The sequence below is a fragment of the Salibacterium sp. K-3 genome (assembly GCF_054052005.1).
This window is the reverse complement of the sequence record NZ_JBSVZE010000001.1, coordinates 1844123-1857571: the sequence shown is the minus strand read 5'-3', so window position 1 is coordinate 1857571 and position 13449 is coordinate 1844123. Positions and strand designations below refer to the sequence as shown.

The window sequence follows — 13449 nt, the reverse complement described above, 5'->3', positions numbered from 1 at the left end:
TCTTTCCTCCGGAGTTTTCTAAACGTTGCTCTACATCTAATCATATCTTTTATCATGTTTCAACCCCTGCCCGCTGCTTGACAAGGCTTCATCATACAAAAAATTCAAAAATAGCGCGATTATTTATCAATTTTAACTACATTTTGGCACCGGTATTTAGTATGATTTGATTATACATCGTGCGCAAAGGGGGAGAAAAATGGCAAAAAAACCTGTCATGATCATTTCTATCCTCCTTTTCAGTATGTTTTTCGCGGGAAGGATTGAAGCATCTGTTGAGCTGGAAGAGGAAACAAATCAATATGATATCGCTCGCGATATGGAAGTTCTGGAAGATGAAAGCGGAGACTGGATAATTGAAGATGTCACGGAGCCGCCGGTTTCGGAAGCATTCATAGAGAATAACTCAGCCATACCGAATTATGGATATACAGATTCTCATTACTGGATACGCTATGCGGTACATAACACGTCCGAAAACCCAGACTGGGTGCTGGAAATCGCCTATCCTCCGCTTGACTCCATCGCTCTTTACGAAAAAGAAGGGGAGGCTTATCGTCTGCTTGAAAAAGCGGGCGACCTTCAGCCCTTTCATGATCGAGCCCGCAGCCACCGTAGTTTTGCGTTTGATTTATCGATACCTCCCGGTTCCGAGACGGTCTATTATTTAAAAATTGAAAGCCAGGGAGCGGTCCAGCTTCCGATGACGATGTGGGAAAGAGAAGCTTTCGCTAAAAAGAGCCAGTTGGAATACATGATTCTCGGATTATATTACGGGCTTGCTTTCGTCATGATTCTGTATAACCTGTTTTTATATTTCTCCCTGCGTTTTCGAAGCTATTTATGGTATGTTCTATTTATTTTATGTCTCGTATTTACCCATTTAACACTGAACGGGGCAGCCTATCAATTTATTTGGCCGGAGAGCAGCTGGTGGAACAACCGGGCTATCGTCTTTTTCATGGCCGCTTCGCAGGCGTTTGCACTGCTTTTTGCCAAAAGTTTTCTTAATGTAAAAGAATCGATGCCACGGCTGAACAGGCTGCTGTTCGTATCTGCCTTGTCTCAGTTCATGATTCTTGGTCTTTTAATGTTCAGCTACACGGCTGCTCTGAATTTCGTCATTCTTTCTGCGCTGCTTCTGGTTGTTGTTGTGCTGACAACGGCGGGGGTGCGCTGGAAGCATGGATACCGTCCGGCGCGCTGGTTTTTTATCGGATGGGTGGTCTTTTTAATAGGGGCGATGGTTTCCTCGCTTGCAGACGCCGGCGTAATACCGGTTACTTTTTATACAAAATATGCGTCCCAGCTCGGGTCGGCACTGGAAGTTGTCCTGTTTTCCCTTGCGCTGGCCGATAAGTTCAATACACTTCGGATGGAAAAAGAAAAAGCCGAACGCGAGGCCAAAGAAAGCCGGGAAGAAGCTGTAGAACAGTTAAAAAAAGCGAACCGGCTGAAAGATGAGTTTCTGGCTAATACGTCCCATGAGCTGCGTACTCCTCTGCACGGCATGATAGGAATCGCTGAGTCGATATATGATGGGGCGGAGGATGCTTCCACCTCCGGACTGCGACGTCATGTATCCATGATTATCAAAAGCGGCAGACGCTTGTCCAGCCTCGTCGATGACCTGCTTGATATGTCCAGGCTGCGCCATAAAGAAATGGAGATCCACCGAACACCGGTTTCGTTACATGACAGCATAAAAGTTGTGCTGTCCATCTCCGAGCCGCTTCTTGAGGGAAAGCGCGTATCGGTTATTCAACGTATTCCGGAAGATCTCCCACTCGTCTTTGCGGATGAGAACCGGTTGCAGCAGATTCTTCACAACATCATCGGCAATTCGCTCAAATTTACGGAACAGGGAACCATTACCATTCAGGCGGAATGCACTGGAAATGAGATCAAACTAAACGTTCAGGATACCGGGATCGGCATGACGAAAGAAGAAACATACCACGTATTTCAGGAATTTGAACAGGGGGACACCGTCCGTGGGCGGCATCCAGGAGGTACCGGACTCGGTCTCACTATTACAAAAAAACTGGTAGAACTTCATGGAGGTTCCATTCATCTGGATTCACGGAAAAACGAGGGAACAACCGTAACGGTTTGTCTTCCCGTCTCCCGCGAAACCGGATCTGAACGAATTCACCGTGAAACTCCTGCTCTTTTGTCGGGGGACACCGGCACTGCCTCTTTTACAATGATACGTTCTGTTCCACAAAAAAAGGGACGTATTCTCATTGCAGATGATGAACCCATTAATCTGCAGGTGCTCTGGAACCAGCTCACTTTGGCCGGCTACCAGGTCACAGCAGTGAGCAACGGGAGAGAAGTACTGGAAAAGGTAGAAAAAGAAGACAGCAGTTATGAATTACTGATTCTCGATATGATGATGCCGGAACGCTCCGGATTGGAAGTCACCCGCTGGATACGTGATCGTTTTGCCTTGACAGAACTGCCTATTCTCGTTCTTACAGCCCGCAGCGATGTGTATCATCTTACTGCGGCGTTTGCCGCAGGCGCTAATGATTATCTGGCCAAACCGTACCATAAAGAAGAGTTAACGGCCAGGGCGGCGACATTGGTCGTGCTTTCCCGGGTGATGAAGGAAGTAAAAGAAAAACAAGCCTCGCTGAAACAGGTGAATGAAGAACTGGCCGGACTGAACATGGAACTCGAAGACCGTGTGAAACGCCGAACGGTTGACCTCGAACATAAAACCGAAGAATTACTGCGGATGGAGCAGTCACGGCGTCATCTTTTGACAAACATTTCTCATGAGCTGGGAACGCCGATGACTTCGCTGCAGGGTTACGTCAAAGCGATGATGGACGGCGTTATCGATGCAGGCGACACTCATTATCTGCAGCTTATATATAAAAAAACACTATTTCTCGACCGTTTAATTCAGGATTTATATGATTTATCAAAACTGGAAGCCAGGCAGGTCCGTTTCCGGTGGAGCTGGGAGGGCGTTCCGGCTTTTATTTCCACATTATTATCAACATTCAAAGAAGAAGTGGAATCCCGCTTTCTGACTTTTTCTCTGGAAGATAGAACGGATGATTTCAGTAATCACGAGTACCTGTTTGCCGATCTGGGTCGTCTTGAGCAGGTGGTGCTCAATCTTATCCAAAATGCTGTAAAATATACAGAGAAAGGAGACTCGATCCGGATTGAAGTCATGCCATCCGTCTGTTTTACCGCAGGGGCAGGTGATCCAAAGCAGTACCGTCCGGAAATGAAAGACCGACACATCATTGTCGGTATCCACGACAGCGGCACCGGAATTTCACCGGAATCACTTCCCTATATATTTGAACGTTTTTTCCGCGGGGCAACGTCACGAAACGCAGGCAACGGAAGTACCGGCCTCGGTCTGGCCATATCCAAAGAAATCATCGAGTATCATAATGGAATGATCTGGGCCCGGAGCCGGGGACGGGAAGGAAGTTCCTTTTTCTTTATGCTCCCTTTATATCCCGGTCCGCTCACACCATACACAAAGGAAGGATGACGATGGAGCGAAAAAAAATCTTTGTTGTAGAAGACGAAGAGGACATCCGCAATTTAATCACGCTGTATCTGGAAAGCCGCTATGAAGTCATTAGTGCCGCCGACGGCAATGAAGTGCTTCCCCTCCTGAAAAATCACCGGCCGGATTTGATTCTTCTGGATATCATGCTCCCCGGCAAAAGCGGCATGGAAATCTGTGAAGAATTACGCGAAAACGATATGGAGACACCTGTATTATTTTTAAGTGCGAAACGGGAATTTGAAGATAAAATCCAGGGGCTTGAAACAGGGGCTGACGATTACATTACCAAACCTTTTGATCCCGGGGAGTTAATGGCAAGAGTGCAGGCACATCTGCGTAGAAATGACATCAACCATCAGCACGACAACCGATCGGACAATACATTAAGTACAGGCGACCTTGAAATTGACCTGGACAGCTATACATTGAAGCACAAGGGGAAAGTCCTGCACCTCTTTGCCAAAGAAATGCAGCTGCTGCTCGTCCTCGCCAGACACCCGAACCAGGTGTTCAGTATCGAACAACTGTACGATAATGTGTGGGGTACGGACCGTTTCGGCGACTTAAAAACCGTTTCCGTTCATATCAGCAATTTAAGAAAAAAAATTGAAGAGGATCCTTCCCGCCCCGTTTATATAAAAACCGTCCGGGGCTTCGGATATAAATTCTATAAACCATAAGGAAAAATTTAATTTTTTATTGTTATTTTACCCTATTTTAACCTGGCTTTTATATCATAAGGATGAGAGAAAAAGAGAGCTTCGCAGCATATGCAGCAGAACGGAAATAATGAATCGGAGGAGATAGAAATGAGACGGCCACATTATCATACTCCTTTAGACAGGGAATGGGTGGAATTAATGAAAATGGCAAAAGAGGCTGGAATAACAAAAGAGGAAGTGCAAATCTTCCTGCAGAAACAGAAACATGGCACCTCCCGGAAAGAATCCGCTGCCCGTTGAACGGGGATCCCTGTTCATTTTCAAAACCCTTCAGACTGCTGCGTCAAGGGTTTTCTTTATGACCGAGCGACGCTTTAGAAATGATTCACGAAAACAATGGTTACATGGACAAAAATACCATCCCGGAGCGCTGATTGATATTTCAGCGCTTTTTTTTCGGTCCTTGGAGCTTCTTTGTTTGAGTATAAATGGCTCAATAAGACGATTGATAAAAGAAAAATCGGGAAAAGACCTTATGTAATGGAACAAAAGGTAAAGGGTGATAAGTGTGGAAAAACAGGGTCTTATGCTGACAACGGACGAATGGATCGACCACTTCTGGGAAGAGGAAACGGAGTTTCTTCAGGAAATCGGCAGAATCCCAAGCGAAAGTGGAGAAGAAAAGAGAGTGCAGTTGTATCTGGCGGATTACCTGAAAAAAGAGCTCGGCATGGAGGTCGTCCAATTCACCCCGGATATAAAGAAGTTGTCCACCCATCCCGGTTTTTCTCCGGTGGAGTGGAACTACGAGGAGAGCCCAAACGTAATTGCCAGAGTTCAGGGACAAGCCCCTTCCAAAGGGAACAGTTTAATCTTTCAGGGCCATGTCGATGTCGTAAGTCCGGAGCCGGCATCGATGTGGTCCTGTGATCCGTGGAGCGCACTGCAGAAAGATAACAAAATGTATGCACGCGGTATTCTCGATATGAAGGCCGGTGTGACAGCTATGATTTTTGCGTATAAAGCTCTTCAGGCTGCCGGTTATGAACCGGCTTCAGACTTTATGATTCAGTGTGTCGTTGATGAGGAACGAACGGGCAACGGCGCTCTTGCCGCTCTGGAGGAAGGATATACCGCTGATGCGGCACTCATCCCTGAACCTTTCGGGCAGTATGTTTCAACGGCTCAACTCGGCAGTATCTGGTTCCGCATCACCCTCGAGACGGCCGAGGAAGTGAATGTGGCTGAAAAAGCGATGCTTTTCATGGAAGCTTTAAAAGCGTATGAAAACGAATTAAATCAACGCCGAAAACCGATATCCTTCCACGATCAGGAAAAACCGGTGGAGGTTTGCATCGGCAACTTCCACGCAGGGGATTTCCCGTCCAACGTACCTAAAAAAGCAGTACTTGAATGCCGCTGCGGAGTATTACCGAATCATGATCCGGCAGTTCTGAAGGAGGAAGTGAAAGAGCGCATACTGGCTGCCGCCGACAAGGATTCCTGGCTTCAGCAGCATCCACCGGATATAACCTTTTTCGGCTTCCATGCGGAAGGAATGGAAATGGACAATGACCAAACTCCGTTTTTCAAAACCCTCGACGACGTTCATGAAAAAGTGACGAAAACTCCAGCGGGGAGGAAAGCTCTTCCCGTCACGACAGACGCCCGATTTTTTAATCTGTATTATGATATTCCCGCCGTCTGTTACGGTCCGTCCGGCGGGAATATCCACGGGGTGGATGAATGGGTCGATTTGGATACCCTGAAAGAAGTGACGAAAGTATATGCGGCATTTCTTGCAGCATGGTGCGGCGTTGTCGAAAAGAAAGAGAGCAGGGAATGACTCCCGCTCTCTATTTATTCTTCATGCCACATCTCCAGTAAAGGTCCTTCGGCTCCAAATACGGGATCCTGATCAGGAAGCGGCACCTCTTCGATGTCTTTCAGAACGGCGGGCCTTTCTTCCGGAGCTCCTGTTTTCAAGTTGTAATCCATCCCGTCTGGATAAGCTCCGACGATTTCAAACTCAAAACTGGAACTCATTTTTTTGTGTCCGGTTCCGGCCGGAAGAACAATAACATCTCCCTTTTCCAGATCCAGGCTTGTTCCTTCCTTTCCTCCGATCTTAATGGTTGCTTCTCCATTTATCACACCCAATACTTCATGGGCATTGCTGTGATAATGGTGATAGTCAAACACCCCGCCAACCCAGCTGTTTTTCCAGTTATGACGTTCCAGCACAGGGCGGCAGTCTTCCGGATTTTCCGCAAACACACTGGAGTAGAGAATGACGGGGAGGTGTTCATTATTCGGAATTTCTCCGTCATCCTTAAAGAACATCGGTGTTATTTTTTCCTGCTTCATCGTTTCTCTCTCCTTTTTCTCAAAAATGCTGTATCGTTTGAACGAATACCTTTTTTCCCGGTTCCTGAAACCATTCATTTCTTGGTGTACCGGGAAACGGTGAAAGCAAGATCGTCGTTGCCGTACAGAGAAAGCACACCAAAAAGCGTATCATCTGCGATAGGTTCGGACTCTTCTTTCGGGACCGTCAAGGCTAGGGCTTCTTTTAAGAGAGGGTTGTCCTTCTGCTCCGGGTAGGCCTCTGTGTACAGATGGAACGGATCAAGTTCCTGATTGACGCACCACTGAGCAAAAACGAGTATCATCATTTTTTCATCCTGCTTGTAACTTTCAATTATTTTTTCTTCCATTTCATCTCGTTTCATGAATAACCAATCCTTTTTCTTCAGCATAACAGGTGCGGCTGTTGGCAGCCAGACCCAGGAATAGAAACATTAAAAAGAAGCAGCGCAGGCGCTGCTTCGCGTTGGGAGGAGTCAGGGACGGCTGAATAAATTTTGAATATCCCGTACCGCCTGTCTGGAATCGTGTCCGACGGCGCGGAGGGTAACCTGTTCGGAAGGCTTCAGAAAAGAGGACAGACCTAATAAGCTTTTGCCGTTTACCGTTCTGCTTTCTGATTCCAGTACAATGTAGCTCTCATAGCGGTTGGCCTGGCTGGCCACCGTTTTTAATTTGTTGAAATACGACTTTTCTTCCAGATGAATGACAGCCGTAGATTCCAGTTTTTCACTCATCGTATCACCCTTCTTCCATTTCATTTTTCAGGAAGGTCCACCCTTCCACAGGCAAAAGCCGCATCACGAAAACGTTTCACAATTTCTTCTCATATCCCCTCCTTTTGTGCACATACGACAGACGATATGACAAATCTTCGGCAGGTAGAACCAGTAAAAGCAAAAGGTCTCTTTTGTACTTTTCAGTATAAGGTATTTTACGTTACAGGTGTGTCATGCCGGCAGATGATCTACCAAAAAACACGATGGAACGATGAAAAAGAGCGAAGTATATGTACCGTGAAAAAGGTTATATTACAGAATGACAAAACAAGCAGGGAGGATCGGATATGGCACGAATTGGTGTAGAAGAATCGTTGACCGATATCAAACAGGAGCTGAAGGAGAAGGGACACGAAGTCGTGGATCTCAGGCAGGAAGAAGACAGCAGCGGATGTGACTGCTGTGTGGTTTCCGGCCAGGATCAAAATATGATGAATATGCAGGAAACAGACCTCCAGGCCTCGGTCATAAATGCGCACGGCAGTAATGCAGAGGAAATCTGCCAGCGCGTGGAAGAAAACCTGCAGGCTTGATAAAGAAATAAGTGATCCGCAGTATAGACTTGGCGGATCACTTTTTCATTATGCTATGATGTAAAGGATGGGAGAGGAGATAAATGAAAAACAACCACATCCTTTTGATCGATGGAATGGCTCTGCTGTTCCGAGGGTTTTATGCGACCTCGGTATACGGCAATTACATGTATAATAAAGAGGGAGTGCCGACCAATGCTGTCCACGGCATGATGAAACACTTTCTAAAAGCCGTGGAAACGTTCCGGCCCACGCATATCATCTGCTGCTGGGATATGGGAAGCACCACCTTCCGTACGTCGCTTTATCCGGAATATAAAGCCAATCGCTCCAAGCCTCCGGAAGAACTGATTCCGCAGTTCGAGACGGCGAAAAAAGCCATGGGCGGTTTTGATGTTCCAAATATCGGAGTGGAACAGTTTGAAGCCGATGACTGTATCGGTACCATCGCCAGCCAACTGGCATCCTCGTTTCACGTCACCATTCTGACCGGGGACCAGGATCTGCTGCAGCTGATTGAAAAAAATATAACCGTCGCTGTCATGAAAAAAGGACAGGGGTATTACGATCTTATGGATGAAACCAATGCCGCAGAGCGCAAAGGATGCAGCCCGGCCGCGATCGTTGATATGAAAGCACTGATGGGAGATACAAGCGATAACTACCCCGGTGTAAAAGGGATCGGTGAAAAGACTGCCTTAAAACTACTGCAGGATTATGATACGATTGAAACGCTTCTACAACATCTCGAGCAACTTCCGCCGGGTATAAAAAACAAAATCGAAACCCATCTGGACATGCTGCACCTTTCCAGGAAACTTGCAATGATCCGCACGGATGCCCCGGTTGAATACAGAGAGGAAGATGCCCGCTGGACTGCGGAGGTGGAACAGGCCGCTGCGGTGCTGTCCGAAATCGGGGTATCTGTACCTATGGAAGCTGCATTCCAGATGAATAAAGAAAGAGGTAAATGATGATGAAACCAGGGACGGTCGTAACAGTTTCGGTCATCCGGAAAAAAAAGAACATATATTTCATAGAGACGGAAGGACGGACGCTGGAACTTCCTGAAGCGGAAACAACACGGGAACTTCAGACGGGAGAAAACATAGATATCTTTATTTATACAGATAAACAAGGGAACATAACGGCATCGATGCGTGTGCCGGATGTTACAGCAGAAACGTTTGGATGGGCTTCCGTCACCGAAGTGGTTCCGGAGCTTGGTGTGTTTATCAATCTGAATCTTCCCAAAGACATTCTCGTGCCGAAAGATGATCTGCCGCTCCTGAAAGAAGTATGGCCGGTTGCGGATGATCAGTTGTTTGTTATTCTGACCACTGATAAGCAGGGACGGATGCTGGCAAGGACCGCAGGAGAAGAAGACATTCTTGCCCGGTCCGTTCCGACTTCCCCGTCCTTTCTTCATCAAACAATTACCGGCCGGGTATACCGCGCCGGCAAAGCAGGTAGTTTCATCTTTTGCGAAAACAACCACCGCGCTTTTCTTCATCCCAGCCAGCGGAAAAGAGAACCAAGAATGGGGGAAAAGGTGGAAGTGCGGGTCATTGATGTAAAGGATGACGGCACAATAAACGTATCGCAGCTTCCCGATAAAACAGAAAGCATGGACGAGGACGCTCATTCCATTCTGCTCCATTTATCCAGGAACCGGGGAGAAATTCCATTCAGTGACAAAAGCAGTCCCGAAGACATAGAGGAAACCTTTCATATCAGCAAGGCAGCGTTTAAACGGGCTGTAGGCAGACTGATGAAAAAAGGATTGGTCGAACAAACAAAAGAGGGGACGATTCGGACCAGAGAATGACTATCCCATGTTTCATAACTTTCCGCAGGTATCAAATACTAAATACAAAGAATACCTGGAGGGATACGTATGAACGTTGCTATTATGGGGGCTGGATTGTCCGGACTGTCCTGTGCCTTGATGCTGGAGAAACATGGCATCACCCCGGATATTTTTGAAAAGCGCAGCCGGGTCGGCGACCGGTTTGTGAATGGGGAAGCCTTTATGTCCTTTCTCACAAAACCAATTGATGATGTGGTCCGGTATCTGTCGGAAGAATTTCAATTGTTCATAAAGCCTACTTCTGCCATCAGCCGTTTATCTTTTTATTCTGCGGGACAGCAGGCTGTGATTGATGCACACAGCGGATTCATCACTCTGCGCGGCAGACATCGGTACGCTCTCGAGCAGCAGCTGGCGGAGCAGGTGAAGACCCGCATCCATTATCACTCTGATAAATCCTATGAAGCCTTACAGCAGGACTATACCCACGTCATTCTCGCCACCGGAGATGCATCTTATGCACTTAAACTCCGCAATTTCGAAGAATACTTGTCGGTTTCCTTAAAAGGGGCGATTATAGAAGGAACGTTTGAACGGGATCATGTGCGGATCTGGCTTGATAACAGGATAGCCCCTCAAGGATACGCTTATCTGCTTCCTCTTTCGTCCACAAAAGCGAATCTTGTCATGGCTCACCCGGACGCTTCAGCAGATTCTGAGGGACAGAAAGAAAAACAGTGGCAGCTGCTCCTGAATAATGCCGGACAAGCATTACAGCAGTCCTTCTATATCAAAGACCAGTTTCAGATCAAAAATTACAAAATCGGGATATGCCATGCACCGCGCCTCGGCAATACGTTTTTTACCGGCAACTGCTTCGGCTCTGTCATGCCGTTTTTAGGTTTCGGACAGCTTGAATCCATTCTTACCGGTATATATGCCGCCTATGATTTATGCGGGTACGGAAAGTATGAAGCGTTCACAAAACCGCTGCGGAAAAGTTTTCACGACTCTATGGTCCTGCGGCAGGGGATGGAGTCATTAAACAATGGCGGCTACGATTTTATCGTAAAACAATTGAACACGAGTCTTGGAAAACGACTGTTTACTACCAATGTCAATGTGATCCGGGCCGGCAGTATGCTGCTCCGTCCGTTCATAAGGGAACGGACGGGCAAGTAACAATAGAACAACGCATAAAAATCCGAACGATTCTTAGAAGAAATCGTTCGGATTTTTTGTCTTTGATAACGTTTTCTCCCCAGACTTACCTGAATGGGTCAATATCCTGAATTCTCACTTGTGAGGTTGTCGAGCATCGTATGGGAATGCTGCTGCAAAGGTTTTTCCGCCGGGCCTTCCAGAACTTCTCCGGTATAGGAAAAACGGGAACCGTGGCAGGGACAGTCCCATGTCCGATCGCCGTGGTTCCATTCCACTTCGCAGCCCACATGGGTGCAGGTCGTATCAACGACAAACAATTCCCCATCTTTATCTTTATATGCCCCTTTCCGCTGTCCATCTGCCATAAATACAGCAGCATCATCTTTTGCCAGTCCTCCGATCGAAGAGGGCGGCATCTCCAGTTTTCCTTTGATTAAGTGTTTCGTCACATCCACATTTTCTTTAAGGAAATGTTTAATGCTTGGATCGGCATAAAATCTCGCAGGGCTGAACAATTCACTGTATGGGTTTTCTTTTTTCAATACCAGGTCTTTCAGAAGAAAAGCGGCGCAGGTGCTGTTGGTCATGCCCCATTTACGGAACCCCGTCGCAATATACACATCCGGCTGAGAGGTGGTAACTTCTCCAATATATGGGAGCTTATCAAGCGTTGTTAAATCCTGGGCGGACCAGCGGTACAGAATCTCAGGGTTGTCGAACAGCGTTTCTGCAAAACCCTGAAGGGCCCGGTAATGCTCCAAGGTATCTTTTCCCTGGCCTGTCTTGTGATTTTCACCGACTGCCAACACGATGTCACTGCCATTCATGGATGCAGCACGGAGAGATCGGGCCGGATTACCGGCATTCAAATACATGCCGCCGGGGTAAGGGGTGTTCGTCTTAAAAGCAAGCACATATGACCGGTCTGCGTGCATCCGCGCGGAATACAATCCCGTCCCTTCATAAAAAGGAAAATGAGAACAGCAGATAACCGAATCAGCGCTTATTCGTCTGTCGTTTCTTGTGAGAACCGCTTTTTTCTTCTCTTCATCGGTAATGTGGACAGCGGTCGTCTGTTCATAAATACGCCCGCCCTGATCGAGAAGTTCCCGGATAAGATGTTTCACATACTGCAGAGGATGAAAGCGGGCCTGGTCCGGCATGGACAGGGCGCTATGTATATCCATCGGAAGTGGAATACGGTCTTTCATCTCTCCGTCGATATGAAGAGCCTGATAGGCTTCATATTCTTTCTCAAGTTTACCGGCATCCTGCTCGGTTTCGGCGTACAACCATGCCGTTTCTGTATGGAAATCACACTGTATCTGGTTTTCCATTATATACTGGTTGATAAAACGAAGTGCTTCGACCTGTGCTTCATAATAAAGGCGCGCTGCCGTTTTTCCCATATGCTGGATCAGTTCATCATAAATCATTCCGTGCTGAGCGGTAACTTTAGCGGTCGTATGACCGGTTGTGCCATTTAACAGTCGACCTGCTTCCAGAACGACGACATCCAGTCCTTCTCTGGATAAAAGGGCAGCGGTAGTCAATCCTGTGATGCCAGCACCGACAACAACCACATCAGCCTGCTCGTCGTTTTCCAATTTCTCAAAAGACGGTAGATCAACGCTTTCTCTCCAATAAGGCTCCGGGCTTTCGGGCAGTTGTAAAGCCATATCCATCCCTCCAAATCATGTACTGCCTATAGTATGACAAGGGAGGGACGGTTTTATCCGATTAACAGCCGGATACCTCCGAAGACAGCCAGAATGAGCACAATAATATTAAATACCCGCTGCGGGATCAGAGGCAGAAACTTGATACCAAGATATGTGCCGAAGAGGATCGGGGCAACAAGCCACAGATTGAACGTCAACGAAGCTGTCGTGATCAGTCCGAGAGCTGCATACATAGGTACCTTAATCAGATTCACGGAGATGAAAAACCAGGCGCCTGTTCCGATGAATTCCTGTTTGGGCAGCGCAATGGCCAGTAAGAAAATAGCCATCACAGGACCGGATGCGTTTCCAATCATGGTCGTAAATCCGGCAAGTGTTCCCATGACGGCAATAAACCAGGTGGAGCGCGGTATGTTTTCAGCCCAGGCTGCGCCCCAGCGCTCCCGCGACAACTGAATAACGATCATCATAAGAATGAGCGCTCCCAGCAGTATTTCAATCGGACGGCTTGCTTCTACATAAAATAAGACGATGAATCCTGCACAAAGCCCGCCGAGTACCCATGGAACAAGAGAAAATAGTGTTTTCCAGTTTACACTGCGCCTGTAATACGCAACCGCGATGATATCGGCAGTAATCAGCATCGGCAGAACAATCCCAAGAGATTCACGGGCCGGAAAAATGGAGGCCATCACAGCCACCACGAGAATTCCCATCGTCGGCAGTCCTGTTTTGGCGATGCCTATAAAGAGAGAACAGACAACGACAATGATGATATGTACGAGACCAAGGTCAAACATATGGATCCTCCTTCCACTCCAAATTGTACTACTGAACGATAGGAGGGGAAATAAAAACACATGGAAAAGACCGAATTCTTTTTGTAAAGCCTTTTCATTTGTTGGAAT

13 protein-coding genes are annotated in these 13449 nt (G+C 47.2%); 8 read left to right on the top strand and 5 right to left on the bottom strand.

Annotated features, from left to right (window positions below):
- Nucleotides 1-199 precede the first annotated feature (199 nt).
- From ACW9JV_RS09230 to ACW9JV_RS09215, 4 genes are all read left to right on the top strand, one after another.
- Nucleotides 200-3523, top strand: a complete 3324-nt coding sequence (locus ACW9JV_RS09230; RefSeq protein WP_457333529.1) for a 7TM diverse intracellular signaling domain-containing protein — start codon at nt 200-202, stop codon at nt 3521-3523.
- A 2-nt stretch (nt 3524-3525) separates the two neighbouring features.
- Complete coding sequence (locus tag ACW9JV_RS09225) at nt 3526-4224, top strand: response regulator transcription factor (protein ID WP_457333527.1); 699 nt, start codon at nt 3526-3528, stop codon at nt 4222-4224.
- Between the two features lie 129 nt (nt 4225-4353).
- A complete protein-coding gene (locus ACW9JV_RS09220) occupies nt 4354-4506 on the top strand; it encodes an anti-repressor SinI family protein (RefSeq protein ID WP_457333525.1) in 153 nt (50 codons plus the stop codon).
- A gap of 268 nt (nt 4507-4774) precedes the next feature.
- The gene (locus ACW9JV_RS09215; protein ID WP_457333523.1) at nt 4775-6052 is read left to right on the top strand and encodes an ArgE/DapE family deacylase; all 1278 of its coding nucleotides are present in this window, start codon (nt 4775-4777) and stop codon (nt 6050-6052) included.
- Nucleotides 6053-6066: 14 nt separating this feature from the next.
- On the opposite strand, the gene ACW9JV_RS09210 is transcribed toward ACW9JV_RS09215, so the two are convergent.
- The 3 genes from ACW9JV_RS09210 to ACW9JV_RS09200 all read right to left on the bottom strand — a co-directional run bounded on the left by ACW9JV_RS09210 (nt 6067) and on the right by ACW9JV_RS09200 (nt 7310).
- Entirely contained in the window at nt 6067-6573 is a 507-nt protein-coding gene (locus ACW9JV_RS09210; RefSeq protein ID WP_457333521.1) for a cupin domain-containing protein, read from the bottom strand.
- 74 nt (nt 6574-6647) lie between these two features.
- Nucleotides 6648-6938, bottom strand: coding sequence for a hypothetical protein (locus ACW9JV_RS09205; RefSeq protein ID WP_457333519.1), 291 nt, complete (start codon nt 6936-6938; stop codon nt 6648-6650).
- A gap of 111 nt (nt 6939-7049) precedes the next feature.
- Nucleotides 7050-7310 (bottom strand): HPr family phosphocarrier protein, encoded by a 261-nt coding sequence (locus ACW9JV_RS09200; RefSeq protein ID WP_457333517.1) that lies wholly within the window; start codon nt 7308-7310, stop codon nt 7050-7052.
- Between the two features lie 329 nt (nt 7311-7639).
- On the opposite strand from ACW9JV_RS09200, the gene ACW9JV_RS09195 reads away from it, so the two are divergent.
- From ACW9JV_RS09195 to ACW9JV_RS09180, 4 genes are all read left to right on the top strand, one after another.
- Entirely contained in the window at nt 7640-7885 is a 246-nt protein-coding gene (locus ACW9JV_RS09195) for a YkuS family protein (protein ID WP_457333515.1), read from the top strand.
- 83 nt (nt 7886-7968) lie between these two features.
- Nucleotides 7969-8859, top strand: a complete 891-nt coding sequence (locus ACW9JV_RS09190) for a 5'-3' exonuclease (RefSeq protein WP_457333513.1) — start codon at nt 7969-7971, stop codon at nt 8857-8859.
- Nucleotides 8859-9713, top strand: a complete 855-nt coding sequence (locus tag ACW9JV_RS09185; RefSeq protein ID WP_457333511.1) for a CvfB family protein — start codon at nt 8859-8861, stop codon at nt 9711-9713. Before ACW9JV_RS09190 ends, ACW9JV_RS09185 begins: the two co-directional genes overlap by 1 nt.
- Before the next feature lie 69 nt (nt 9714-9782).
- Nucleotides 9783-10877, top strand: coding sequence for an NAD(P)-binding protein (locus tag ACW9JV_RS09180; protein ID WP_457333509.1), 1095 nt, complete (start codon nt 9783-9785; stop codon nt 10875-10877).
- Nucleotides 10878-10975: 98 nt separating this feature from the next.
- Here the strand turns inward: ACW9JV_RS09180 and ACW9JV_RS09175 are convergent, their stop codons facing one another.
- Nucleotides 10976-12538, bottom strand: coding sequence for an FAD-dependent oxidoreductase (locus tag ACW9JV_RS09175; protein WP_457333507.1), 1563 nt, complete (start codon nt 12536-12538; stop codon nt 10976-10978).
- Between the two features lie 53 nt (nt 12539-12591).
- The gene (locus ACW9JV_RS09170; protein ID WP_457333505.1) at nt 12592-13341 is read right to left on the bottom strand and encodes a sulfite exporter TauE/SafE family protein; all 750 of its coding nucleotides are present in this window, start codon (nt 13339-13341) and stop codon (nt 12592-12594) included.
- Nucleotides 13342-13449 lie beyond the last annotated feature (108 nt).